Source organism: Methylocapsa polymorpha, assembly GCF_045689225.1.
GTDB classification, from domain to species: domain Bacteria; phylum Pseudomonadota; class Alphaproteobacteria; order Rhizobiales; family Beijerinckiaceae; genus Methylocapsa; species Methylocapsa polymorpha.
The window spans coordinates 3462911-3488285 of sequence record NZ_CP136862.1 but is presented as its reverse complement, the minus strand read 5'-3'; the positions used below and the strand labels follow the sequence as shown (position 1 = coordinate 3488285).

Here is a 25375-nt window from a genome sequence, read left to right as displayed (position 1 = left end):
ACATTATGTCGGCGGAGGGCGCCTGACGAGCGCGGCGCCATCTTATCGCCGGGCGGCGAAGAAGCGGCGCAACATATCCGCCGATTCGCTTTCCCGGATGCCGCCATAAAGTTCCGGCGCATGATGGCAGGTGGACTGCGCGAAAAAACGCGGGCCGTGCTCGACCGCGCCGCCCTTCGGATCGGGCGCAGCCCAATAGAGGCGCCGTATCCGGGCGAAGGAAATCGCGGCGGCGCACATGGCGCAAGGCTCGAGCGTCACGTAAAGATCGCTGCCGGTCAGCCTTTCGGAGCCCAACGTCCGGCAGGCCGAACGAATGGCCAGAATTTCGGCATGGGCCGTGGGATCCTTGTCCTGCAAGGTCTGGTTTCCGGCGCGTGAGACGATCTCGCCATTGCGAACGATCACCGCGCCAACCGGCGTCTCGCCGCGCTCCAATGCGGCTCGCGCTTCAAAAAAGGCGCAAGACATCGGATCGTTTTCCATCTGCCGCATGGCTTGGCCGTCTTAAACGCGTTCGGTTGGCAATGCTGCGCCAAACGCCATGATTACCCTTTAGGCTCAAACTCTGTTATCAGGATTTATGCGCGATCACCCAACCAAAGACCATCGTCCCACCCGTCCCTGGGGCCGTTCGCCGGATCGCGGAGATACGCGCACGAAAAGCGCGCGGCCATCGCGGAGCGGCGCTTCGCCCGGCTCATCCGGCTTCGCGGTAAAGCCCTCGAGCCCGGCAGGCGCGAGACCTCGTCCGACGCATAAGAAACCCTTGAAGCGCCATGACGAAAAGCAAGAGCCCTTTCGCGCGCTTGAGGCCGAAGCCGGCGGCGAAGACATCGGCGCGCAACGCATCGCCAAGGTCATGGCCCGCGCCGGCCTTTGCTCGCGTCGGACCGCCGAATCCTGGATCGCGGAGGGCCGCGTCGCCTTGAATGGCGCGCTGGTGACGGACCCGGCCGTCAATGTCGGCGACGCCGACAAGATTACGGTCGACGACGAACCTCTCGCCCGCCGCGTCCATACAAGGCTCTTTTTGTTTCACAAGCCCCGCGGACTCGTGAGCACGGAACGCGACCCCGAAGGCCGGCCAACGATTTTCGATTATCTGCGCGAGCATTGGCCGGACGGCCCGCGCGTCGTCAGCATAGGACGGCTCGACATCAACACCGAAGGGCTCTTGCTGCTCACAAATGACGGAGGTCTCGCGCGAATCCTCGAATTGCCATCGACTGGTTGGGTCCGGCGCTATCGTGCGCGCGCCAAGGGCGAAACCGATCAGAGCATTCTCGACCACCTGCGCGAGGGCGTGACCGTGGACGGCGTGAATTACGCCGGCATCGAGGCCACGCTCGATCGCGAGCAGGGCGCCAACAACTGGCTGACGCTGGCTTTGCGCGAAGGCAAGAATCGCGAGATCAAACGCGTGCTCGAACATTTGGGATTGACGGTGAACCGCCTCATTAGGCTTTCGTTCGGACCGTTCCAGCTCGGCGAGTTGGCCGAAGGCGCGGTCGAGGAGGTGCGCACGCGGGTGCTGCGCGATCAGCTCGGACCTTCGCTCTCCAAGGCCGCCGGCGTCGATTTTTCGAGCCCGCCCGTGGAAAGGCCTGAGACGCCGGAACGCGTCGAGAGTCGTCGGCAGGAACGGCCCCGGACAGGCGGCCCGGATCGAGAGCGCGGCGCGGCGCGCGCGCGCGCGTGATCCCCGGCAACAGGAGAGGCGTCCGCCCGAACGCGCGCCTGCCCCGAAGCGAGGGGCAAGCCGGAGGCGCGCCCGCGCAAGCATATTACCGCGCTGCGCGCCGAAGAGAGCGCGGGACAAGGCGGCGCGCGCAAACGGATCGAGCGGCGTGAGACCGCCGATCGCAGCGGACGGACGATTCAGGTCGAACGCCTCGTCTCCACCGAGGCCCGGAGCGCCAAACAAGACAATCTCCGGCGCCAGCCACGCGCAACGGGCCCGCCGCTTCGACGCCGAACGAAAAAGCCGCGACGGCGAGATCGCCCGGCCGCCGGCGGCCGGACAAACCGGCCAGTTTCGACGGCGGAAGGATCGAGAGAGGCGAAGCGGACGCGTTGGGACAAGGCAGGCGCCCAGGGCGCGCGCGAACGCTCCCGAAACGCTTCGAGGACGGCCCCGCCCTGCAACGCCAACGGACACGACCGAGAATAGCCGCCCTGTTCGCCGCCCCGCCGGCGCAGGCGGCAGGCCCGCATCGGCGATGGAGAAGCCGCAGGAGCGGCCGCGGACGCGTTGACACGGCTGGCGGGCATGGCGCGCGCGAGCCCGCCCCGAAACGCTTCGAGGAACGGCCCTGCTCGGCCAAGCCAGCGGGCAAAACGGAGGGCAACCGCTCCGCGCGGCATGCCAGCGGTCCAGCAGGCCGGCCGGAGGCCTCGCAGGAACGCAAGCGGACACATTGGGAAAAAGCCGGCGCGCATGGCGAGCGCGCGCCTGCCGCCAAGCGCTTTGATGCGGGCGCGCGCGCCGCGAGGCCAAAGGGCAAGACCGAAGGCGGCGGGCCGGCTCGCGCGAGCCGGCCGTCAGCCGGCGGAAAGCCCGGCGGCAAAGGCGGGCCGATGCGGGGAAGCGGACCCGGAAAAGGGCGACCGCGCGACAAGCGCTGACGCCTCATGCGCATCGTCGGCGGCAGGTTGAAAGGACGCGCCCTGCGAGGCCCAGCCGCGGATGCGATCCGGCCGACCTCGGACCGCCTGCGCGAGACGCTCTTCAACATTCTCATTCATTCCTACGGCGATCCGATCGAGGGCGCGCGAGTCTTGGATCTTTTCGCCGGCACTGGAGCGATGGCGATCGAGGCGCTGTCGCGCGGCGCGCGTTTCGCGCTTTTCGTCGACCAAAGCGCCGAAGCCTGCGCGCTTATCCGCGGCAATATCGAAACCTTCGGCCTCGGCGATGCGACGCGCGTTCTTCGCCGCGACGCAAGAAAGCTCGGCGCTTCGTCCGCGGACGATCGTTTCAGCCTCGCCTTTCTCGATCCGCCCTATGGCAAGGGCCTCGCTCCGCAAGCGCTTCTCGCCTTGCGCGACGGCGGCTGGCTCGACAAGGACGCACTCCTTCTCGTCGAAGAAACAGCGCAATCCGAAGTTCCTTTGCCCGAAGGCTTCGCGCTGATCGAAACGCGGACCTATGGCGACACGCAAGTCATGTTCGTCCGCGCAACGTGAACGGTTTTTGCGCGCGCGAGTCCTTGCGTTTCAGGCCCGCTTCAGCGCCCGCCATCCGATATCGCGACGATAGAATCCCTGCGGCCAATCGATCGCCTCGATCGCCGCATAGGCGCGGGCGCGGGCTTCCGCCACATCGGCGCCGAGACTCGTGACATTAAGGACTCGCCCGCCATCGGCGATGATCCTCAAGCCCTCGCGCTTCGTCCCCGCGTGCGTAACCGATATGAAAGGCATTGCCTCGGCGCGCGCGAGCCCGCGAATTTCGCTCCCCCGAAGCGGCGCGTCCGGATAGCCCTCTGCGGCGAGCACGACGCTGAGCGCCGTCTGCGGCGAGAGACGCAGGGGACGCTCCGGCAAGCGCTCCTCGACGCAGGCGAGCATCAGCGCGAGGAGATCTTCTTCAAGACGCGGCAGGATGACTTGCGTTTCCGGATCGCCGAAGCGCACATTGAACTCGATGAGCTTCGGTCCCTTCTCGCCGATCATCAGGCCGGCGAAAAGCACGCCCTTGAACGGCGCGCCCATCTCGGCCATGCCTTCGAGCGTCGGCGCGACGATCTCGCGCATCGCGCGTTCGCTCATCGCCGCGTCCATGATCGACGTCGGCGAATAGGCGCCCATGCCGCCGGTGTTTTGCCCGGTCTCGCCCTCCCCGACGCGCTTATGATCCTGCGCCGATGCGAGCGCCAATGCGCGGCTTCCGTCGCAGAGCGCGAAAAAGGAAGCTTCCTCTCCGACGAGAAACTCCTCGACGACGATCGCCTCTCCCGCCTTGCCGAAGCCGCCCGCAAACATCATGTCGATCGCAGCTTCGGCGTCGGCGAGGCTCATAGCCACGACGACTCCCTTCCCCGCGGCGAGCCCATCCGCCTTGACCACGATCGGCGCGCCTTTTTCTCGCACATAAGCCTTTGCGGCGTGGGCGTCGGCAAAGCGCGCATAGGCGGCCGTCGGAATATTGTAGCGGCGGCAAAAATCCTTGCTGAAGCCTTTCGATCCTTCGAGCCGCGCCGCGGCCTTGCTCGGGCCGAAGGCCTTGATCCCCGCCGCCGCGAGATCATCGACAATGCCCGCCACGAGCGGCCCCTCGGGGCCGATCACCACGAGATCGACTCCCATGATCTTGCAAAAGCTCACGACCGCCGAATGGTCCGCCGCGTCGAGCGCGACGGCATGGCCCAAGGACGCCATGCCCGGATTGCCCGGCGCGAGGAAAAGCTCTTTCAGAAGAGGGCTTTTCGCAAGCGCTAGAGCGATGGCGTGTTCGCGTCCGCCCGAGCCCAGGAGTAGAACATTCATCTTGTGCTGCATGCCCTATTTGCGGCCGAACAATTTTTCGACGTCGCTGAGCTTCAACTCGATATAGGTCGGGCGGCCATGATTGCATTGGCCGGAGCCTGGCGTGCGCTCCATCTCCCTGAGCAGCGCATTCATCTCATCGGCGCAAAGACGGCGCCCGGAGCGCACCGAATGGTGGCAGGCCATGGTCGCGAGCACGTGATCCAGGCGCTTTTCCAAGGAGGCGACGGCGCGATCATCCTCGCGCAGCGCCGCCGCGAGATCGCGCAGAAGCCGCTGGGCATCGTCGAGCTTCAAGACCGCCGGGATTTCCGCAACCGCCACGGCGCCCGGTCCGAAAGGCTCGACGATGAGGCCGAATTGCGCGAGAAGCGGCGCGGCGTCCACAATGCGTTCGACGTCGCTTCGCCCCATCTCGACAATCGCTGGGATGAGAAGCGCTTGCCGCTCGACGTTCTTGCCGCCCCGCGCGGCTTTCAGCCGCTCATAGACAAGGCGCTCATGCGCCGCATGCTGATCGACAAGGACGATCCCGTCGCGGGTCTGCGCGAGAATATAGGAATCATGGATCTGCGCCCGCGCCGCGCCGAGCGGGGCGTCGATGAATTTCGGCGAGGCCGGCTCTTCATGCGCCCGCGCGTCCACGGCGAGCGCCGCGCCCAATCCGGCGAGATCGTCGAAGCTTTGCGGCGGCGATTCGGAAAAACCTGAGGGAGCGGGCGACGGACGCGCCGGCGACTGGCGCCAATCCCAATCCGCCATTGCGGGACGCTGCGAGAAATCCGCGCCGCCGCGCCGCGCGATCAGGTCAAGCGCCGCCGCGCCATTGGCCGGGGTCGCGCGATGGAGCGCACCCGCGAGGCTCTGCTTCAAGGCGCCGACGAGAAGGCCGCGCACGAGGCCCGAGTCGCGAAACCGCACCTCGGCCTTGGCCGGATGGACATTGACATCAACCTCATGGGGATCGAGGCTGATGAAGAGAACGAGCGCCGGATGGCGCCCGTGCGGAAGATAATCCATGTAAGCGGCGCGCACGGCGCCCGAAAGGAGCTTGTCGCGGACCGGGCGCCCGTTGACATAGAGATATTGCTCCGAGGCGTTGGCGCGATGCCAGGTCGGCAGCCCCGCAAAGCCTTCAAGGCGGACGCCTTCTCGCTCCGCCTCGACGCGCAGCGCATTGGCGCGGAACTCGTCCCCGACGATCTCGCAAAGACGCGTCAGCAAGCCGGACGCGCCCGCCTCGCAGGCGGGAAAATCGAAGCCTGCGACGGAATCCCCGGCGAAACTGAAGCGGACGCAGGGATGCGCCATGGCGAGTCGATGCACGACATCGGCGCAGGCGCGCGCCTCCGCGCGATCGGTTTTCAGGAATTTGAGCCGCGCCGGGGTCGCGGCGAAAAGATCTCGAACTTCGACTTTTGTTCCTAAAGTTTGCGCGCATGGCGCCGGGCCAAGCTTTTGACCCTGATCGACGCGGATCTTGAACGCATTCGGCGCGCCCTCGGCGCGGGAGGAGATTTCCAGCGTCGCGACGGAGCCGATCGACGGCAAAGCTTCGCCGCGAAAGCCAAGCGTCGCGATGCAAGACAGATCACCGTCCGGCAGTTTCGAGGTCGCGTGGCGCTCGACCGCGAGGTCGAGGTCTTCTGCGTTCATTCCGCCGCCATTGTCGATGATTCGGATGAGCTTTTTCCCGCCCGCCTCGATGGCTATGTCGATGCGGCTCGCGCCGGCGTCGAGCGCGTTCTCGATAAGCTCCTTAAGCGCCGAGGCCGGCCGCTCGACGACCTCGCCGGCGGCGATGCGGTCGACCAGAACAGGATCGAGACGGCGGACGGGCATGAATCAGCCTTTACGCTCCAAAGCCCTCATTCTGAAGAGCTTGCGAAGCAAACATCTCGAAGGATAAGGGCTTAACCGCGACCCTCATCCTGAGGAGCGCAAAGCGCGTCTCGAAGGATGAGGAGCCCTTCTGTCCCCACAATCCCTCGCCCTTCGAGACGTGAGCTTCGCTCACTCCTCAGGGTGAGAGGCGGGGCTGCGCCCTCAGCCTACCCTTTGGCGACCGCCAAGGCACGCGCAAGATTGAGCACAAGAAGCTTTTCCAAAGCTTCCTCGGCGAAAATTCCATTGGGCCAACCGTAAGCGGCGGCCGCCCTCACATCCCCTCCGGCCGGCCGGCGACCGTGACGAGCAGCTTGGCGTCGCCGAAGAGGCGCTTGGCCGCGCGCTTGGCGTCTTCCATTGTGACGGCGGCGATGAGTCTGTTGCGCTCGTCGAGATATTCGACGCCGAAACCTTCCGTCTGGAGATGCGTGAGCTGGCCCGCGATCTTGGTCGAGGTGTCGAAGCGCAGCGCATAGGAGCCGATCAGATATTTCTTCGCCTTGTCGAGCTCCTGCTCGGTCGGCCCGTCATTGGCGAGGCTCGCGATCTCGCCTTCGATCACCGACATGGATTCGGCGGCGCGCTCGTTCTTCGTCGAGGTTCCCCCGGCCAGCATGGCGGCGTGATCGTAAGCGACGAGCTGCGAATAGACCGAGTAAGCGAGGCCGCGCTTCTCCCGCACCTCGCGAAAGAGCCGCGCCGAGAAAATTCCGCCGCCGAGAATATGATTGACCACGGTCGCCGCGATGAAATCCGGGTCCTTGCGGGCGATGCCCTGGCGGCCGAAGCGGATCGTCGATTGCGGAACGTCGATTTGCGAGACATGCCGCTCGCCCTCGCCCGAAAAAGACACAGAGGCGATCGGATCGAGATTGGATTTCTCGGGCAGAGCGCCGAAGACATCGTCGATGTGTCCAGCCAGCGTCGCGGCGTCTATGGCGCCGACCACGGCGATTTTCAGCTTGTCGCGGGCGAAGACATTGGCGCGCATGTCGATCAGATTGCCGCGGGTCAAGGTCGGCAGGGTCGCGAGATCGCCGCGCACCGGCAAGCCATAGGGATGGCCGGGGTAGGAAAGGCTGCGGAAGACGCGGCCGGCGACATAGTCCGGATCGTTCGCCTCGCGCTTCAGGCTCGCCGCCATCTGGCTTACCACGCGTTCGAAGGGCTCGACGTCGAGACGCGCCTCGGAGACGGCGAACCGCAAAAGCTCGAAGGCGCGGGCTCTGTTGCGCGAGAGGGTCTGCATGCGCCCGCTCAAAATGTCGCGATCCGCCGAGAAGGACATTTCGATAGCGTCCTCGTCGAGCGCGCGATGGAAGCCGTCGGCGTCATAGGGACCGGCCCCTTCATCGAGAAGGCCGGCGAGGAGCGTGGCGACGCCGGGCTTGCCGATCGGATCCTGCGCGCCGCCGCCCTTGAAGGCGAATTCAAGCGCAATGAGAGGGACCGCATAATCCTCGACGAGCCAAGCCTCGACGCCCCCTTTGGAGACGACCTTCTGCACGGCGGCGGCGCGTGAAGGGCTTTCGGTGGTTGCGCGTGCGGTCATATCTCTCATATCCAAAATGCTGCGCCCCGACATGTTTCGGAACGTCGGCGAAAAATTTAAGGTTCAGCCGGCGATGAGCGCGGACTCGGCGTCGTTCTCGACCGAGGCGGCAGGTTCGGCGGGCAAGAGGAAGCCGGTCACGCTGCGCCGCTTGTCGAGCCAGAGCGCCGCCTTTTTGACGTCCTCAGCGGTCACCGCCTCGATCCGCTCGGGCCAATGCGCGACGTCCTCGATGGTGAGGCCGGTCGCGAGAGAGGCCCCATACCAGCGCGCCAGCGTAGCCTGATTATCCTGCGCGTAAATCGCCTCGGCGACGAGACGCGTCTTGGCGCGCAGGAAATCGGCCTCGTTGACGCCAAGCGCCGCGACGCGCGCGATGATGGCGTCGATGGCGGCGTCGAGGCGCTCGAGCGTGACGCCTGCGGCCGGCACTGCAAAGACATAGAACCGGGTGTCATCGACCGCGGTGCCCTGATAATGCGCTCCCGCGGCGACCGCGAGCTTGTCGTCCATGACCAATGTCTTGAAGAGAAGGCTCGTCTGGCCGCCCCCAAGCAGATGCGCGAGAACCTCGAGCGCCTCGGCCTGGCCGGGCGCGGCCGTGCGGTAGGAGGGCACGAGGAAGACGCTTTGATGCGAGGGCTGCTCCACCTTCTCGTCGGCGAGCGTCACCAGGCGATGCGCGCGCGGCTCCGGTTCATGCGGGCGCGTCCGCTGCGGCGGCTCGCCGCGCGCCGGGATCTGTCCGTAAATCTTTTGCGCGAGATCGATGACCTCTTGCGGCTCCACATCGCCGGCGACGACGAGGATCGCATTTTCCGGCGTGTAGAAACGATCGTAATAGGCGAGCGCGTCGCTGCGGCCGAGGCCCTCGATCTCATGGCTCCAGCCGATGATCGGCTTGCCATAGGGATGCTGGGTGAAAAGCGCCGCCTGGACGGCCTCGTTCAGCTGGTCCGAGGGATCGGAATCCGTGCGCATCCGGCGCTCTTCGAGAACGACGTCGCGCTCGGGCGCGACCACCTCGTCGGTCAGAACCAGGTTTTTCATCCGATCCGCCTCATATTCCATGCAGACGGCGAGATGATCCTTGGCGACGCGCTGAAAATAGGCGGTATAGTCGTTCGAGGTGAAAGCGTTCTCCTGGCCGCCAAAATCCGCGATGAGCTCGGAGAACTTGCCTTGCGGATTGGTCTTTGTGCCCTTGAACATCAGATGCTCAAGAAAATGGGCGATGCCCGACCGGCCCAATGGATCGTCAGCCGACCCATTGCAATACCACACCATATGGGTGACGACCGGCGCGCGATGATCTGGAATGACGACGATGTCGAGGCCGTTCGCGAGCTTTGCCTGCGTGATTGCGGGCCCCCCCGGCTTGGCGGACGATGGCGCGGAAGGCGTAAGAAAGACAGCGCCCTGCGCCGCCGCCGGTTGACCTAAAGACATCGAAATCATCGCTTTCTTCGTTCCATCGCCTCCAGAGAAGGCGCAGCCGATCTGTCGGCCTTATCCTTCGCCACGCAAGGCGGATTGAACGAATATAGGATAGAATTTCGAAAACGTCATAGGTTTATCGCGACCTTTGGTCGCGGATCGCGGCGAAGTTCGCCCGGCGGCGGGGCCAGCGCCAGCCCAGACTGGGCGGAAGGAACGGCTTGCGGAGAGCGCTTCGCGCATCGGGATCGGCGCGATCCTCACTCCACAAGCGCCTGCCGGCTCCGTCCGATCAGGTCAATTATTATCGACCGAGGCCTTATGCTGTTGCGACGACCGAATATAAGCGCCGGCGTCGCCGGCGTCAGGCTGGTCCTTGGGCGCGTCGATGCTCGCCTTGGCGGTTGCAGTGGCCTTTCTGTAGCCTGGCGGCGGCTCGGTCAAATATTTCCGGTCCGGCTCCACGCCGGGCTGCACCTCATCCGAATGAGTCCCTCCGATGGCGGTCTGCAAGGCCTTCCAAGGCGCATAGAGGCAAATCGGCGTGCCCGAACTGGCCTGGCATTCGCTCGGCGGCCCCTCGCTCGGAAGCGATTTGTCGCCGCCGACGCCGCGCTGCAATTCCAACTGGGATAGCTCGGCCCGCGCGTTCGGGGTCAATTGCGGGGCGGGCCGGCGCGAGTCGAGCGCGGCGCGGCGCCGCTCGGCGATGTCGGGATCAGTCGGCCAAGCTTGGTTGCGCTCCGCCTTTTTCGGCTGCGGCAGATCCAAGCGGGGCGGCACGACAATTGGAGCCCGCGCCCGATAGTCAATCGATTCCTGCTCCTTGTCGAACTGCATTCCGAAGAAGCCGAGCATCGAATTGAACATATTCGTGTCTTCCTCGGCCTTCGCCGGAGAAGCGCCCACGGATCCCGCCAGGGCCAACCCTGCGGCGACCAGGAAGCCAGCCGCAGCGGGCCAGCGGGGTTGAACTCTGTCGAAGACCATGGCGTCCATCCTCTTCATTCCTTGCGCGCCGCCTCCCGCGCTTTCAAAAGGCCACAGGCGTCTCGCATAAAAGCTCGTCGGAGCCATTCTGCAGAGCTTCAGGGCATTTTGGCGGCAGATCGGGCGCCCAAACGTAATTATTGCCTGGCGACGCCCTCGGCCTCCCCAGTCTTTCGCGTCAAAAATAAGGAATCGTAAAGAAGCAGCCCGACTCCGGCGACAATCGCGACATCGGCAAGGTTAAAGACATACCAGGAGAACGAGCCGAGGTGAAAATGATAGAAATCGGCGACAAAGCCATAGGCGAGGCGGTCGCAGGCGTTGCCGAGCGCGCCGCCGACGATGAGGCCAAGGCCCAGTCCGACGATTTTTGTCTCCGCGCGCCAGAGCCAAACGCCGATGCAGACCGTCGCCGCAAGCGTCAGAACCAGCAAGGCGAAGCGCTCAGTCCCGCTCTGCGCGCGCAGGAGCGAATAGGAGATGCCCGGATTCTTCGCGAAGATCACATCGAAGAAGGGCGCGAGCCGAATCGGCTGGCGTGTTTCAATGCCGTAGCTGAAGATCAGCCAGAGCTTGTTCGACTGGTCCGCCGCCAGCGTGGCGACGGCGGCCAAAGCGCCAAGAAGACGTGGATTCAAGAGACCTTGGCTCATGGCCAGCGGCCCGCCGCTTTAAGCTCGCGCAAGGCTTGCGCGTCGCGCGGCGTGACGTCCGGAAACTCCGGATCGCCGCCGACCGAAGGCGAAATCTTCCAGGACCTCGCGCATTTGCGGCCTTCGGCGAGGCTCGGCTGGACGGCGACGCCCGGAACGTCATCAAGGCGAAACGCGTCGGCCGGTCCTTCTCCCGCCTCGATCGAAATATCCGAGGTGATGCAGATTTCGGCGAAATCCAGGCCATCCAGCAGCGCGCGCCAATCGTCGTCCGCGATGAAAACCTTCGGCGCCGCCTCGAGCGAGGAGCCGATGCGCTTTTGCGCCCGCTCGATCTCCAAAGCGCCGGTCACGACCGCGCGGATGCGGCGGATCTTCTCCCATTTGGCGGCGAGCGCATCATCGCGCCACGCGGCAGGGATCTCGGGAAAGGTCTCCAGATGAACCGAGACGGCGCCGGGATAGCGCGACAGCCAGACCTCCTCGGCGGTGAAGACGAGGATTGGCGCGAGCCATAGAGTGACGGAGCGAAAAATCTGCTCGATCGCTTCGAGCGCGGCGCGGCGCTTCTCGCTCGAAGGCGGATCGCAATAGAGCGCATCCTTGCGAATGTCGAAATAGAAGGCCGAAAGATCAGTGTTGAGGAAAGCCGAGAGGCGCGCGACGATGCGCTTGTAATCGAAGCGCTGATAAGCGTCGCGGATCTCGCCGTCCAATTCAGCGAGGCGATGCAGCATGAGCTTCTCGAGCTCGCCCATCGCTTCGTAGCCGACCGCCTCGCGCGCGTCGTAATGCGCGAGCGAGCCGAGCATCCAGCGGATTGTGTTGCGCAGTTTGCGATAGGTCTCGACGAAAGTTTTGAGGATTTCCGGGCCGATGCGCAGATCGTCGGAATAGTCCGAGGCCGCCACCCAGAGCCGGAGAATGTCGGCGCCGGAATCCTTGATGACGGTTTGCGGCGCGGTGACATTGCCGAGCGATTTCGACATCTTCTGACCCTTCTCGTCGAGAACGAAGCCATGCGTCAAGACCGCGTCATAGGGCGCGCGCCCGCGCGTGCCGCAGGATTCGAGAAGAGAAGAATGGAACCAGCCGCGATGCTGGTCGGAGCCTTCGAGATACATGATCTCATCCTGGCCGCCGTCGCGGATGCGGCGAATGCCGGCGAGGCCCGGAAAATGTTTCGGATCGTCGAGCGTGAAGGCATGGGTCGAGCCAGAATCGAACCAGACGTCGAGCACGTCGTCGATTTTTTCATAGTCGCGGGGATTATAGTCCGGCTCAAGAAAACGGTAGACAGCCGATTCCCCGAACCAGGCGTCGGCGCCATCGCGCTCGAAGGCGTCGGCAATCCGTTGATTGACCCTCGCGTCCCTCAAGATTTCCTTCGTTTCCTTATGGACGAAGATCGCGATCGGCACGCCCCAGGCGCGCTGGCGCGAGACCACCCAATCCGGGCGATTAGCGATCATGCCGGTGATGCGGTTTTCGCCCGCAGGCGGATACCATTTGGTGACCGCAATTTCTCTGAGAGCACGATTTCTGATGGTATCGAGATTCGCTCGGTATGCGTCTTCCCCAGCCTGAATCCTGTCGGCGACGTGGGATCCTGCCAGAAAAGTCGGTAGCGCATTGATACGCTTGTCTAACGCGATGAACCATTGCGGCGTGTTGCGAAAGATGAGCGGCTTTTTCGAGCGCCAGCTATGCGGATATTGATGCTTCAGTTTTCCGCGCGCCACCAAGTTTCCCGCTTCGATCAAGGCCTTGATGACGGCCTCATTGGCGTCGCCCTTATTGCCCTTATCGTCGATGACGCGGCGGCCCTCGAAGCCGGGCGCTTCATTTGTAAGGAATCCGTCGGCGTCGACTGTGTAAGGGATGCGCGTTTCGATGTTGCGCTCGGCGAGCCAGCGGCCATGCGCCATCCAGATGTCGAAGTCGTCGCGGCCATGGCTCGGGGCGGTATGGACAAAGCCCGTGCCTGTGTCGGCGGTGACATGGTCGCCTTCGAGGAGAGGAACATCGAATTGGTATCCGGGAACGGTCTCGGCGAGCGGATGGCTACAGGCCGTTATCGAACCCGGATTAACTACGAAAATTCGTCTAAATCCGATGACCTTCGCTGCCTTGAAAACTTGGTCGACCAGGCTTTCTGCGATTACCCACGTCGATCCAACTGCTGCCCAATTGCCTTCTGGCGCCTCTGTGACCTCATACACAGCGTATCGAATTTTTCCGGGGTTTGCGAAGGCGATCGCACGGTTCGCAGGTAATGTCCAAGGTGTCGTAGTCCAGATGAGCACCTTGGCGCGCTCAAGCGCCCCAATAGCTCTTTCGCGAAGTATGGTGTCCGGTTCAAAGATAGCGGTAGACATAGCGCTATAGAATCCAGGATCGATTTCCTTCACCGGAAACGCCACAAAAACCGTGTCGCTGACGTGGTCCTCATATTCCACCTCGGCTTCGGCCAGCGCGGTCTTCTCCACGACGCTCCACATCACCGGTTTCGAGCCGCGATACAAAGTCCCGTTCTCGGCGAATTTCATGATCTCGCGGGCGATCTGGGCTTCGGCCGGAAAGCTCATCGTCAGATAGGGATGATCCCAGTCGCCGGTCACGCCGAGGCGCTTGAACTCCTCCCGCTGCACCTCGACCCAATGCTCGGCGAAGGCGCGGCACTCGCGGCGGAACTCGTTGACCGGCACGGCGTCCTTGTTCTTGCCCTTGGAGCGATAGTTTTCCTCGATCTTCCATTCGATCGGCAGGCCGTGGCAATCCCAGCCCGGCACATAGTTCGAATCCTTGCCGAGCATCTGCTGCGAGCGCGTCACGAGATCCTTCAGGATCTTGTTCAGCGCATGGCCGATGTGAATGTTGCCATTGGCGTAGGGCGGCCCGTCATGCAGGACGAATTTCGGCCTGCCCCGCCCCGCCCCGCGAAGCCGATGATAGAGGTCGATCTCGCGCCAGCGGGCGAGAATCTCCGGCTCCTTCTTCGGCAGTCCGGCGCGCATCGGAAAATCGGTCTGCGGCAGATAGAGGCTTTTCGAATAATCCGGCGGACCTCCTTGGCCTTCCCCGGGCTTTTCATCAGCCGCTTCTACCGTTTTTGGCTGTTCGTTCATGATTGTTCAGGCCTGCTCGAAAATGACGCGGCTTAGGCCGCCTGGATGGGCCTTCGCCCCAACCCCGATGCTGGGCGTTCGGGTCAAGAGGCAAGCCCATAGGTTTTAGAGAAACGTCCCGGCCGGGCGCGAGCGGCAAAGCGGGCGGCTTGTCGCTCAGGCGCGAGCCGGGCCCGTAATTCGCAGCGGAGGCGTCGCTTTGGTCATGAACATAGAAGACTTCTAGCAACAGAAGCGCGGCGAATAAAGTCTTTCTAGTCAGGGCGCGGACTGAGCAAGGCGCCGAAGCGAACAGCTAGCCCCATCGTTTCGAGGCGCGCCAAAGAATCCATTGCCGGCGCCATTGCGGCAAAGCGACCACGGTCTTGAACGGGTCATAGCCGCGCTTCTCCATCTGGCTCAGATAGGGCTCGCAGAGGCTTAGAACCAGGAAGCCGGCGCGGCTCGCATCCGGCAGGCCGGGGATTCGCTCGGCGAAAATATCAAGATGGCGGCGGGCGAGGCCGCGCAGATCCGCGAGCGCGGCGAGCGCCCCCGGCGAGCTCTGTCCAGCGGCGAGGTCGGTCCGGTCGGCCCCGTGTTTTTGCAAAATATCGAGCGGAACATAGGCCTGTCCGCGCGCGCTATGCCAAGGCAAGGCGCGCAAAACGCCGGTCAGCGCATAGGCGATCCCGCCATGTTCGGCCGCGCCGAGCCCATCGGCCGGTTCGTCCGGGTCCAAAATGAGCGGGACAAGGCGGAAAAGGCTTGAAGAAGTCGCCCTGGCGTAGGCTTCAAGCTGCTCGACCGTCTCCATGGGATCGTCATAGAGATCGAAAAGCCTCGCGTCGATCAGTTCGAGCAAAGCCTGTTTCGGCAGGCTGAAACGCTCGATCGTGTCGAAAAGAGCCGCGGCGACCGGATTTGCCCCGACATCCATTCTGGTCGGCGTTTCAAGCGCATCGCGCCACCATTGGAAGCGGATTTCGCCGAGCAAGGGCTCCGAGACGATCTCGCGCGCGCGCGCGATTTCGAGGCTGAATGCGTAAAGCGCATGGATGTGACGCCGCTTCTGCTCGGGCGCGAAGAGGCTTGCGAGCCAGCGGTCGGGATCGTCCCGGCGCAGAAGCGTCTCGCAATAGGCGTAATCAGAGCCGCCTGCGTCGGCTGTCGGCTCCCGCATCAAGGCGCGGCCAGAAGCGCTGCGGCGACCCTGCGATTTTCGCCAAGCAGGATGGAATAGGTGCGGGCAGCGGCGCCCGTCGCCATGGGCTCCGCCCTGACGCCCGCCTCACGCAGGCGCTGGCGCAAGGCGGCGTTGAGGGGAACGAGCTCGGTTCCGGTCCCGACCAGCAGATGTTCGACCATCCCTGGCGGCTCCGCGAAAAGGGGCGCGAGCGATTCCATGTTTATATCGGCCGGCGTCACGGCGCTCCAGGCGTAAATGCCGGAAGGCAGCGCGAGGATAGAGCCGCGATGCGACATGGAGCCGAAGCGGAAGCCGCCCCCGCCATATCCTTCGATCGCATGGGCGCCGGGCAGGAAACCGGAATATTTTTGTTCGGCCATGATCGCCGCTCCGAGCGAGTCGAGACCGATCGCGCAGCTCTCAAGCCGAAGTCTTGGCGAGCTTGCCGGAAGGCTCGGGCGCCGACCCCACGGTCTCGCTGCGCAACCCCAGATAGATCAGCATGGGCGAGCAGATGAAAACCGAGGAATAGGTGGCGACGAAAATGCCCCAGATCATCGCGATCGAGAATGAGCGGATGACCTGGCCGCCGAAGACGACAAGCGCGAACAGCGCGAGAAAAACGGTGGTCGCGGTCATGATCGTGCGAGGGAGGACTGCATTGACCGAAACATCGATCAATTGATCGGTCGGCATCCTGCGATATTTGCGCATCATTTCGCGAATGCGATCGAGCACGACCACGGTTTCGTTCAGCGAATAGCCGACAATGGTGAGAATTGCGGCGATCGAGGTCGTGTTGAATTCGAGCCGGGTCAAGGCGAAAAAGCCGACGGTCAGAAGCAGATCGTGCATCGTGGCGATAATGGCGCCGACAGCGAACTGCCATTCGAACCGGAACCAAAGGTAACAAAGCACGGCGAGGATCGAAATGACGACGCCGAGCGTGCCTGATTGCACGAGTTCGCCCGAGACGCGCGGTCCGACCACCTCGGTGCGGCGGATCTCGTAGCCGTCGCCGATCGCGGCCTTGACGCGGCTCACCGCGACCTCCTGCGCGGCGTCGCCGCCGGACTGGAGGCCAAAGCGCAAGGTCACGTCGGAAGGCGCGCCGAATCCCTGCACCTCGACGTCGCCGACCCCCATATGCTCGGCGGTGGCGCGCAGCGCCGCTATGTCGGCGGCTCCGCTCTTGGCCCGCAGCTCGATGAGCGTGCCGCCGGAAAAATCGATCCCGAAATTCATTCCGACGCTGAGAAAAAGCACGACCGAGGCGATCGAAAGCAGCGCCGAGAATGGATAGCTCACGCGGCGGAACCGCATGAACGGAAATTTCGTATTCTCGGGCGCAAGCCGCAGGAGTTTCATTCGTCAGGACCTTTGCCGCGCTGGCGCGCTCGATGAACCCACGCCAGCCTATGTGTCTCGCCGCAAACTATTCTAGACCGATTTCGGCCGCGGTCGAATCGATCGGGTTTTATCCTCGCCCTCTAGATCGGCAGCCTCGTCGGGCGCCTGTAGCGATACCACAGCGTGATCATCATGCGCGTCATCGTCACCGCCGTCACGATGGTCGTCAGAATGCCAAGCGCCAGCGAGACCGCGAAGCCGCGCACCGGCCCGGAGCCGAGAAAATAGAGTATGGCCGCGGCGACGAACATGGTGACGTTGGAGTCGACGATCGTCGCGAAAGCGCGGTTGAACCCGGCGTCAAGCGCGGAGAGAATCGAGCGGCCCATATGGGCCTCTTCACGAATGCGCTCATAGATCAAGACGTTGGAATCCACCGCCATGCCTATGGTGAGGACAATGCCTGCTATGCCCGGCAAGGTGAGCGTCGCCCCAAGCAGAATGAGGCCGGCGAAAATGAACGCGATATGCACTAGAAGCGCAATATTGGCGAAGACGCCGAATGTCCCATAGGTGATGAGCATATAGAAAGCGACCAGCCCCGCTCCGACATAGGCCGCGCGCTTGCCGGCGTCGATCGAATCCTGGCCAAGGCCAGGCCCGACCGTGCGCTCCTCGACGATCGTGAGCTTCGCCGGCAGGGCGCCGGCGCGCAGAAGGATCGCCAGATTATTCGCCTGCTCGACCGTGAAGCGTCCCGAAATCTGCCCGGAACCGCCGGTAATCGGACCCAGGATCCGCGGCGCGGAGATCACTTTTCCGTCGAGGACGATCGCAAAGGGCCGGCCGACGTTTTCCGACGTGACCTCGCCAAATCTTTGCCCGCCGCGAATATTGAAGCGGAAGTTGACGATCGGCTCCTGCGTGCGGCTGTCGAAGCCAGGCTGCGCGTCGACCAGATCCTCGCCCTGCACCATGACGCGCTTCTCGACCGGCAATTTTGAGCCAGGCCGCTCGGAATCATCGAGCTGTTCGACGTCACTGGAATCCGCACCGGTCTCGCCGACGAGACGGAATTCGAGCTTCGCCGTCGTCCCTAGGATTTCCTTGAGCTTGCTCGTGTCTTGCAGGCCTGGAACCTCGACGAGAATGCGGTCGTCGCCCTGGCGCTGAATATTGGGCTCGGTCGTTCCGAGCGCGTCGACGCGGCGGCGCAAGACTTCGATCGATTGCTCGACGGCGCGGCGGATCTTGGCGTTGATTCCCGCCTCCGTCACGGTGAATTGAATGAGGCCGCTGTCGCTTTCGGTCACGTCGAAGGCCGGGACCCGGGAGCCGCCGGGCAATCCGGCTGCGGCCGACGAGGCTAGCTCCCTCAGCTTGGGCATGACCTTCGCGCGCTCCGTCGCGTCGGGGACGCGCAATTGGACGCCGCGCGGCTGCACGCCAATGCCGCCGGTGATCGAAACCTTTTCCTCGCGCAGAATGCGGCGAATGCTGTCGCGCAGATTGTCGATGAGCGTTTTGGTGACCGAGGGACTGTCCACCTCGAGCAGGACGTGCGAGCCGCCTTGCAGGTCGAGACCGAGCACGATGGAGCGCACCGGAATCCATCTCGGCAGATGCGCAATAAGCGCATCTCGGCTTTCAGGGCTCAAAAGGCTCGGCGCGATGACGAGAATCGCGAAAGCCGTCATGGCTAGGATGGATACGATCTTCCAAGTCGCGTAACGCAGCATGGCGTTGCATTTTATCCATTAATCGAGGGGGCCGCCGAAAGCCCAGGGTTCAGGCTTGGCGTCAAATTTTTAAAGACAAGCGCTGCTGCGGGCCGCCGCTGGCGACCCACGGCGTCAGGCCTGGTCCTTGACCGGCTCGCCCTTGGACCGCACCTCCGAGATCATGGCGCGGGCGGCGCGCACCCGGACATTGGGCGCGATTTCGAGCTCAAGCTCGGCGTCGTCAATGACTTTGGTCACCTTGCCGATGAGCCCGCCGTTGGTGACCACGCTGTCGCCTCGGCGAAGGTTCTTGATGAGATTGGCATGGTCTTTCGCCCGCTTCTGCTGCGGCCGGATGATAAGGAAATACAAGATGACGAAGATCAGCGCGAAGGGCACGAGCTGCAAGATCACGTCTGACGACCCCGACGGGCCGCCAGCCGGACCACCGGCGGCTTGGGCGAAAGCAGATGTGATCAAGTTCCCCTCTCCTCGTTTGCGTCGTCGCGCGCCATTGTTGGAATGGCGCGCGAATATAACCAGAGCCGGCGCGAAAGCAATGGCGCCCGGGGACGGCGGCGGCATCTTTCACAGAGAAGGCTTTTGACCGACAAAACCTCGCCTTTGCCCACGCAACTGGGCGGGAAGCCGATATTATTTGATCTCGGCCCCAGAATATAATCGACGCCGCCGCAGGTCGCTCCAAACAAGCCTCAGCCGATCTGATGGGCTGGACGCCCTGTCCCCGGCAAGCTAAAGCGGCGGGCCCTTCGCTTCAAACAGCAGAACGCAATGGTCCGCCGCCTCGAAGAGTCCTCTCCGCCCGCCCGCGCCAACGCCGCTCAAGCTTTGGAGCGGATCGCCGCCGCGCTTGAAAGGCTCGTCCCCGCCGCAGCCTCGGCGCCGGATTTCGATCGCGCGGACGCTTTCGTCTGGCACGCCGCGTCCGGCGCGCCGCAGCCCGTCGCGCGCGTCAACCGGGTCGAGATGGCGCTTTTGCGCGGCATCGACCGCTTACGCGATATTCTCACCGACAATACGGAGCGTTTCGCCAAGGGCTTTTCGGCGAATAACGCGCTTCTCTGGGGCGCGCGCGGCATGGGCAAATCCTCCCTGGTCAAGGCGGCCCATGCGGACATAAATACTCGGCTCTCCGCCGATCCGAGTTTCAAGCCGCTGAAGCTCGTCGAGATCCATCGCGAGGACATTGACAGCCTGCCGGCCCTCATGGCGCTCCTGCGCGAGGCGCCTTATCGTTTCCTCGTCTTCTGCGACGATCTCTCCTTCGACGCGGCGGATGCGAATTACAAGTCGCTCAAGGCCGCGCTCGAAGGCGGCATCGAAGGCCGACCGCGCAACGTCTTGTTTTACGCGACCTCGAACCAGCGCCACATTCTTTCGCGCGAGATGGTCGAGAACGAGCGCGGGACCGCCATCAATCCGGGCGATTCGGTCGAGGAGAAGGTCTCGCTCTCCGACCGCTTCGGGCTTTGGCTCGGCTTTCACGGCTGTTCGCAGGAGGACTATCTGGCGATGGTCTTCGGCTACGCCGACCATTTCGGCCTGTCGAAGGATCGCCCAGGACTCGCAAGACAAGGACTCGCAAGACAAGGACTTGCAAGGGAAGCGATCGAGCGCGAGGCGCTCGAATGGGCGATCACGCGGGGCTCGCGCTCAGGGCGGATAGCCTGGCAATATATCCAGGATCTCGCGGGGCGGCTGGGCAAGACGACGGAGTGAGATGACCTGACGTGGGCTCATCGTGCCCCCTACGCCGCCGCCTCGGCCTCTTCGTGCTCCATCCCGATCCGCACATGGGAGAGCGCCGCCAAAAGAGTCTCGATGCCGGCGCCTCGCTTCGCTCCCTCTGTGGCGAGATGGCGCCGCCAGGCGCGGGCGCCGCGCCGCCCGTTGAAAAGCCCCAGAATATGCCTCGTCATCGCGTGGAGGGGGACGCCTTCGGCCAGCCGCGCCTCAATGTAAGGAATGAAGGCCTCGACTGCGGCGAACGCGTCCGGGACAGGCGGCTCCTCCCCAAAGAGCAACGGATCGACATCGAGGAGAAGCGCCGGCTCCTGATAGGCGGCGCGGCCGATCATGACGCCGTCAACATGGGCAAGCTCGGCGCGCATCTGGTCGAGCGTCGAAAGCCCGCCATTGAGGACGATCGGCGCATTGGCGTAGCGCCGCTTCAGGGCGCGGACGAGCCCATAGTCCAAAGGCGGAACGTCGCGGTTCTCCTTGGGCGACAGGCCTTTCAACCAGGCCTTTCGGGCATGCACAATCAATGCGTCGCTGCCGGCGGCGACGACCGCTTCGGCAATCTGCCCGAGCGCCGTTTCAGGGTCCTGATCGTCGACGCCAATTCGGCATTTGACGGTGACCGGAATCGCGACGCGCGCCTTCATGACGGCGACGCAATCGCCCACAAGCTCCGGCTCCCGCATCAGGCAGGCGCCGAAGGCGCCGTTCTGGACCCGCTCGGACGGGCAGCCGACGTTGAGATTGATTTCATCATAGCCGAAATCAGCGCAGATTTGCGCCGCCGTGGCCAATTCCGCCGGATCGGAGCCGCCAAGCTGCATGACGACAGGATGCTCGGCCTCGTCAAATCCAAGCAGGCGCGCGCGGGGCCCATGGATCACGGCGCCCGTCGTCAGCATCTCGGCGTAGAGCCGCGCCCGCCGCGAGAGGATGCGATGGAAGAACCGGCAATGCCGATCGGTCCAATCCATCATAGGCGCGACGCTAAATCTAACATTTTGATTTAATAGCATTTTTCTTTAATCTCAATTCACTAGGTCGGATCGTGCGCATACTTTTTCTACGCCATCATCCGACCTTTTTCGCCACAGTTCTACGGCTCGGCGCACACGGAGCGCACACGTTTTGGCGATCTTCACGAAGCTCAAATCGGGTTCGTGGCGAGCCCACCATAGCGCAAAGGTCCCACGACACGAAGACGATCGGTGATCTGATTTAGCTGCATCACGGATCGTCTGAGATGTTTAGCGCCGTCAGCCGCTCCAGGACCGCGTTCAGCACGCCCCGACCGTGACCTTATAGCGCTATGCAGTGCGCGCCCTCATAAATCCAGCTGCTGCGACGCCGGCCGCGGGAGACGGCACTGCCATTCTCCTCAATTGTCGCTGCTGCGCGCATCTGCCGGCGCCTGGGGACCTCCTTCAGGTCGATATCGAGGTTGATCGCCAGCTCGTGCAATCGGACGTGGTTGAAGAGCCACCAGCAATCCGAATCAACACCCGAAGGCTCAAGCACCACCTTGGCATCCGTAAGGCCTACCGTCTTTTCCCGTCTGGCTTTAATCTGGCGCCAAGTCCGGAGCCAGGTTTTAGGTGAGGCCGCCAGTCTTATAGGCGCGGTTATCGTCTTGAAGGCAAAGCACAGCTGCCGTCACCGCCTGAGCGATAGCTGCCGCTATCTGATCCTCCGAGCCGCCGTCCATGACGATGCCGCCAATGTTGAAGGTCGGCACCGATCGCACACCCTTGGTGCGTGAGACTGCGATCTGCCGCTCGGTCTCCGCTTGTTCCTGCCCGTCAGCCAGCGCCCCGCGCGCCTTCTCAACAGTAAAGCCGTACTCACGGCAATCCTTGAGAAGACGTCCTTGTCCGATACGTTCAGGCGATCGAAGAAGAAGGCTTTCATCAACGCCATCGAGAGGCCGTGCTGCGTTGCCAGTCCGCGCGCATGCCGCAGAAGCGTGTGTGCCTGGACCGTCCGATAGATATAGGGTTGCTGGCTGAGGTCGAGCTCAAGGCCGGAAGCGCGCGCCTCGTCCTCCGGAACCGAGAAAGCCTTGCGCACGTCCGCAAGGTCCGCGATCCCCCTGGCGCGAAAATAGTCTTCCAGCCGGAAGCCTTCGGGCGGCGCGCCTGGGTGCAACTCGAAGGGATGCCAGTGCAGGTCGGCGATCTCGTCCGACCTGATCCGGGGCACGTCGGGCGGAAAATGCGCGGCATTATCCGCCTCCTCCTTGCCTGACGGCACGACGATCCCGGCGATCGCGACGAAGCCTGCATAGATGCCGTCCGCTTGGAGATCGCGGTTCAAGATGCGCGTGTAGTTCAGGAGCGCGCCGGCCGTGATGCCGAAGGGTGCGGTCATGATGAGCGGGCGTTGCGCCGATGCGGCGCTGGTGAACAGGATCGACCCGGCCTTGCGGGCAAGCATGTCGGGCAGCACTGCCCGGACCGTTGCGATCGGCCCCAGCACGTTGAGAGCGAGGTGATACTCCTGCTCGTCGACATCGAGGCTGCACGGCGGTGAGAAGGGGCTGCTGGGGGACTATATTCGAGTACGTCGATCGGACCGAGTTGCTCCTTCACGTTCGTCAGCGCGCCCACGAGCCCATGGCGGTCAAGCACGTCCGCCATGGTGTTGAAATTGCGTCGTCATGAGGACGCCATAGCGACGCTGAGAGGGACGATCCAACGCACAGAAAATTGGGGGCGGAAGCGTTGAGCATCAGATACACAATCCAGATCAATACATGGCGTCATTGCGCACCATCATTGCGCAAGGAAGAAAACGCATTGGACTTCTGGTGGGTGCCGCCGCCGCCGCGGGGACCGCCAAAGACGACGGAACCTACCCCGCTCATCCCCGCCGTCGAGGGGCTCACAACCCAGGTCTTAAACACGCTCGCCCCGAAATATGGCACACAGATTGCTGCCCTCAAAGCCGAGCTGGATAAGCATGATATCGAGACAATTCTCTCGCGTATCCGCTCGCTCAGCAAAGTCATCGGCAAATCAGCCATTCACGGTCTCGACGGCGACGGCTTTAAGGCTTTCGGCGAGGATATCTGCACGGAGATCGGCAAGATCGTGAATGTACGGCTGCCGAAGAACGGTTGCGCGTACAATGACATCGTCAACTGGATAACCGGTATCGCGCGCGATCATCCGATCGAGATATTTACAACCAACTACGACCTCCTGTTTGAGGAAGCGTTTGAGGCTGTCCGAGCTCCATACTTCGATGGATTTACCGGAGGAAGGGAACCGTTCTTTGATCCTGTATCGGTGTCCAGAAACGATTTGCCGCCGCGCTGGACAAGGCTGTGGAAGCTGCACGGTTCTCTTGGATGGAAGACGAGCGACAAAGATGAAGTGATCCGCACGGGAAACGAGGTAGTCACGCATCTGGTGTTTCCTGAGCACCTAAAGTATGACCAAACACAGAAAGCACCCTACGCGGCTCTTTTTGATCGCCTTCGCGCTTTTCTGACAACGCCTGACACCCTTCTAATCTCCATCGGATCTCCTATGCCGATGGCGACCAGCGAGCCGCGAAGGCGGAACTCGCGCTCCTGGTATCTGAAGCGCTGCCGAAAGGCGTCGAGAGTTTCGAATTGATCGACGGCGTCTGGATTACCCATCCCCGCTTTGTCGTCCCGGTCGCTTCAGTGCTTCGTCAATCCCTCATCGAGCTTGCGGCAGCGCGGCTGTCACAAGATGGGCGGCAAACGAAGACTGAACTGGTCTATCAGTATTTGACCGGGCCGCGGTTTCGCCATCGCATTGAGGCGATCGTCGAGCGTTTTTCCGAAATGCAAGACGATCTCAATCGCGAACCGAAGGCTACCATACGCCTATAGGCAAAGCGCGAAGCTCAGATTCCGGGGGTAATCGATTCTACCGTCGGAATGTATGGCGATCTTCCGGGACTCGCAGGTCGTGCCATGCAGGAGATCCCAGCTCTCGAGACACCGCTTATCGAACGCAAAGAAGATAGCGGACGTGAAAGCCAATAGCCGAGGTGTTCTTCTGAGGCAGCCGGTGCAAGCGTGTCCGCGCTGAGATTAACCTACCAGCCTCGTTTAGATTGCAACGCCAGCCGAGGGCGCACATGGATTTCCTAGCCTTGGATTTTGAGACGGCGAACGCCGACCTCAGTAGCATATGCCAAGTCGGACTTGTTGCTTTCCGCGATGGTAAGATAGCGAATACCTATGCGACGCTTGTCGATCCTGACGATTATTTCGACCCGGTCAACGTCTCGATTCACGGGATCAACGAGGACCGCGTTCATGGCGCTCCACGTTTTCAGGACGTCTATCCGCAGCTCAGCTCACACATAAATGGTGCGGTGGTCGTCTGCCACACGCTCTTCGATCGGGCCGCGATGCAGCAGGCCTCAGCGAAACATCGGTTGGCGGATGTAAGTTGCCGCTGGCTGGACACGACCCGCGTCGTGCGCCGTGCTTGGTCGCAATATGCGAAGGCTGGCTATGGGCTCGGAAACCTTACGCGCGAATTCGGGATCACCTTCAGCCACCATGATGCAGCTGAAGATGCCCGCGCCACAGGCTTGATCCTTCTCAAAGCCATGCAGGCGACGGGACTTTCCCTTGAGGATTGGATTACTCGCTGCCATCAGCCGCTCACGCCGCAAGGCAGGATCACCCGTGAAGGTAACCCGGACGGGCTGCTTGCTGGTGAAATCGCGGTGTTCACGGGTGCTCTCTCGATGCCGCGACGCGAAGCTGCCGACCTCGCGACGCCAGCCGGATGTGAGGTTGACGGCGGTGTGACAAAAGACACGACGCTTCTCATCGTGGGTGATCAAGATGTGACGCGATTAGCGCCTGGGGAATCCAAGAGTAGCAAGCATCTTAAGGCTGAGGCGTTGATCGCGAAGGGTCAGCCGATCCGCATCTTACGCGAGAGCGACTTTCTTTAGCTAGTCAGGGCGACCGGCGCTTAGGCCCAGGCATAGCGCAGCTTTCGCGTCCACATGACGGCATCGAGCCCGTCCGCTACGGCGTAGGCGCTAGCGAGTGCGATGGCGTGCTCGTGAAAAATCCGAAGATCCTCGACAATGGGTTTGATATCGGACTTGCCCTCGAAACGCTCGCGGATCTTGGCGATGTGCGATAGATCGTTGGCCTTGTCCTGACCAATTTCGTCGGTGACAGCGAGAATGTAGTTAGCAGGCAATAGACTGCCTTCCTTTATCTCGCGCGCGCTTGA

General features: G+C 62.9%; 21 protein-coding genes and 1 pseudogene. 6 read left to right on the top strand and 16 right to left on the bottom strand.

All coding sequences use genetic code 11. The annotated features are described in order from the left end of the window. Positions 1 to 42: 42 nt before the first annotated feature. A complete protein-coding gene (locus RZS28_RS16065) occupies positions 43 to 495 on the bottom strand; it encodes a nucleoside deaminase (RefSeq protein WP_407338737.1) in 453 nt (150 codons plus the stop codon). Positions 496 to 769: 274 nt separating this feature from the next. On the opposite strand from RZS28_RS16065, the gene RZS28_RS16060 reads away from it, so the two are divergent. Beyond that, positions 770 to 1702, top strand: coding sequence for a pseudouridine synthase (locus RZS28_RS16060; RefSeq protein ID WP_407338736.1), 933 nt, complete (start codon positions 770 to 772; stop codon positions 1700 to 1702). Between the two features lie 932 nt (positions 1703 to 2634). Further along, positions 2635 to 3189, top strand: coding sequence for a 16S rRNA (guanine(966)-N(2))-methyltransferase RsmD (gene rsmD / locus RZS28_RS16055; RefSeq protein WP_407338735.1), 555 nt, complete (start codon positions 2635 to 2637; stop codon positions 3187 to 3189). A 30-nt stretch (positions 3190 to 3219) separates the two neighbouring features. On the opposite strand, the gene purD is transcribed toward rsmD, so the two are convergent. The 12 genes from purD to yajC all read right to left on the bottom strand — a co-directional run bounded on the left by purD (position 3220) and on the right by yajC (position 18857). Continuing rightward, complete coding sequence (gene purD, locus RZS28_RS16050) at positions 3220 to 4491, bottom strand: phosphoribosylamine--glycine ligase (protein WP_407338734.1); 1272 nt, start codon at positions 4489 to 4491, stop codon at positions 3220 to 3222. Between the two features lie 15 nt (positions 4492 to 4506). Then, positions 4507 to 6333 (bottom strand): DNA mismatch repair endonuclease MutL, encoded by a 1827-nt coding sequence (gene mutL / locus RZS28_RS16045; RefSeq protein WP_407338733.1) that lies wholly within the window; start codon positions 6331 to 6333, stop codon positions 4507 to 4509. 316 nt (positions 6334 to 6649) lie between these two features. Beyond that, positions 6650 to 7930 carry a M16 family metallopeptidase gene (locus tag RZS28_RS16040; RefSeq protein WP_407338732.1) on the bottom strand — a complete coding sequence of 427 codons (1281 nt, stop codon included), beginning with the start codon at positions 7928 to 7930 and terminating at the stop codon, positions 6650 to 6652. Positions 7931 to 7993: 63 nt separating this feature from the next. Next, positions 7994 to 9379 carry a M16 family metallopeptidase gene (locus tag RZS28_RS16035; protein ID WP_407338731.1) on the bottom strand — a complete coding sequence of 462 codons (1386 nt, stop codon included), beginning with the start codon at positions 9377 to 9379 and terminating at the stop codon, positions 7994 to 7996. Positions 9380 to 9664: 285 nt separating this feature from the next. Beyond that, the gene (locus RZS28_RS16030; RefSeq protein WP_407338730.1) at positions 9665 to 10366 is read right to left on the bottom strand and encodes a hypothetical protein; all 702 of its coding nucleotides are present in this window, start codon (positions 10364 to 10366) and stop codon (positions 9665 to 9667) included. 128 nt (positions 10367 to 10494) lie between these two features. Beyond that, on the bottom strand, positions 10495 to 11010 hold the full coding sequence (gene lspA, locus RZS28_RS16025) for a signal peptidase II (protein WP_407338729.1): 516 nt from the start codon (positions 11008 to 11010) through the stop codon (positions 10495 to 10497). Continuing rightward, complete coding sequence (gene ileS, locus RZS28_RS16020; RefSeq protein ID WP_407338728.1) at positions 11007 to 14138, bottom strand: isoleucine--tRNA ligase; 3132 nt, start codon at positions 14136 to 14138, stop codon at positions 11007 to 11009. The genes lspA and ileS overlap by 4 nt, the downstream gene beginning before the upstream one ends. Before the next feature lie 295 nt (positions 14139 to 14433). Next, positions 14434 to 15300: a phytoene/squalene synthase family protein gene (locus RZS28_RS16015; protein ID WP_407338727.1), complete on the bottom strand. Its 867-nt coding sequence runs from the start codon at positions 15298 to 15300 to the stop codon at positions 14434 to 14436. After that, entirely contained in the window at positions 15300 to 15686 is a 387-nt protein-coding gene (locus RZS28_RS16010) for an Mth938-like domain-containing protein (RefSeq protein WP_407338726.1), read from the bottom strand. Before RZS28_RS16010 ends, RZS28_RS16015 begins: the two co-directional genes overlap by 1 nt. Before the next feature lie 40 nt (positions 15687 to 15726). Continuing rightward, positions 15727 to 16674 carry a protein translocase subunit SecF gene (gene secF / locus RZS28_RS16005; RefSeq protein WP_407338725.1) on the bottom strand — a complete coding sequence of 316 codons (948 nt, stop codon included), beginning with the start codon at positions 16672 to 16674 and terminating at the stop codon, positions 15727 to 15729. 122 nt (positions 16675 to 16796) lie between these two features. Continuing rightward, positions 16797 to 18395, bottom strand: coding sequence for a protein translocase subunit SecD (gene secD, locus RZS28_RS16000; protein WP_407338724.1), 1599 nt, complete (start codon positions 18393 to 18395; stop codon positions 16797 to 16799). 114 nt (positions 18396 to 18509) lie between these two features. After that, on the bottom strand, positions 18510 to 18857 hold the full coding sequence (yajC, locus tag RZS28_RS15995; protein WP_407338723.1) for a preprotein translocase subunit YajC: 348 nt from the start codon (positions 18855 to 18857) through the stop codon (positions 18510 to 18512). Between the two features lie 312 nt (positions 18858 to 19169). On the opposite strand from yajC, the gene RZS28_RS15990 reads away from it, so the two are divergent. After that, on the top strand, positions 19170 to 20117 hold the full coding sequence (locus RZS28_RS15990) for an ATP-binding protein (RefSeq protein WP_407338722.1): 948 nt from the start codon (positions 19170 to 19172) through the stop codon (positions 20115 to 20117). Between the two features lie 29 nt (positions 20118 to 20146). Here the strand turns inward: RZS28_RS15990 and dusA are convergent, their stop codons facing one another. Continuing rightward, positions 20147 to 21115: a tRNA dihydrouridine(20/20a) synthase DusA gene (gene dusA / locus RZS28_RS15985; RefSeq protein WP_407338721.1), complete on the bottom strand. Its 969-nt coding sequence runs from the start codon at positions 21113 to 21115 to the stop codon at positions 20147 to 20149. Positions 21116 to 21815: 700 nt separating this feature from the next. Next, positions 21816 to 22613, bottom strand: a complete 798-nt coding sequence (locus RZS28_RS15980) for an SDR family NAD(P)-dependent oxidoreductase (protein WP_407338720.1) — start codon at positions 22611 to 22613, stop codon at positions 21816 to 21818. 335 nt (positions 22614 to 22948) lie between these two features. On the opposite strand from RZS28_RS15980, the gene RZS28_RS15975 reads away from it, so the two are divergent. From RZS28_RS15975 to RZS28_RS15965, 3 genes and pseudogenes are all read left to right on the top strand, one after another. Further along, positions 22949 to 23758, top strand: coding sequence for an SIR2 family protein (locus RZS28_RS15975; RefSeq protein WP_407341150.1), 810 nt, complete (start codon positions 22949 to 22951; stop codon positions 23756 to 23758). Continuing rightward, a pseudogene (locus tag RZS28_RS15970) lies at positions 23680 to 24156 on the top strand (DUF2130 domain-containing protein); the annotation flags it as partial. The gene RZS28_RS15975 and the pseudogene RZS28_RS15970, both read left to right, overlap by 79 nt. 95 nt (positions 24157 to 24251) lie before the next feature. After that, positions 24252 to 25085 carry an exonuclease domain-containing protein gene (locus RZS28_RS15965; protein WP_407338719.1) on the top strand — a complete coding sequence of 278 codons (834 nt, stop codon included), beginning with the start codon at positions 24252 to 24254 and terminating at the stop codon, positions 25083 to 25085. A gap of 20 nt (positions 25086 to 25105) precedes the next feature. Here the strand turns inward: RZS28_RS15965 and RZS28_RS15960 are convergent, their stop codons facing one another. After that, positions 25106 to 25342, bottom strand: a complete 237-nt coding sequence (locus RZS28_RS15960; RefSeq protein WP_407338718.1) for a hypothetical protein — start codon at positions 25340 to 25342, stop codon at positions 25106 to 25108. Positions 25343 to 25375: the final 33 nt, after the last annotated feature.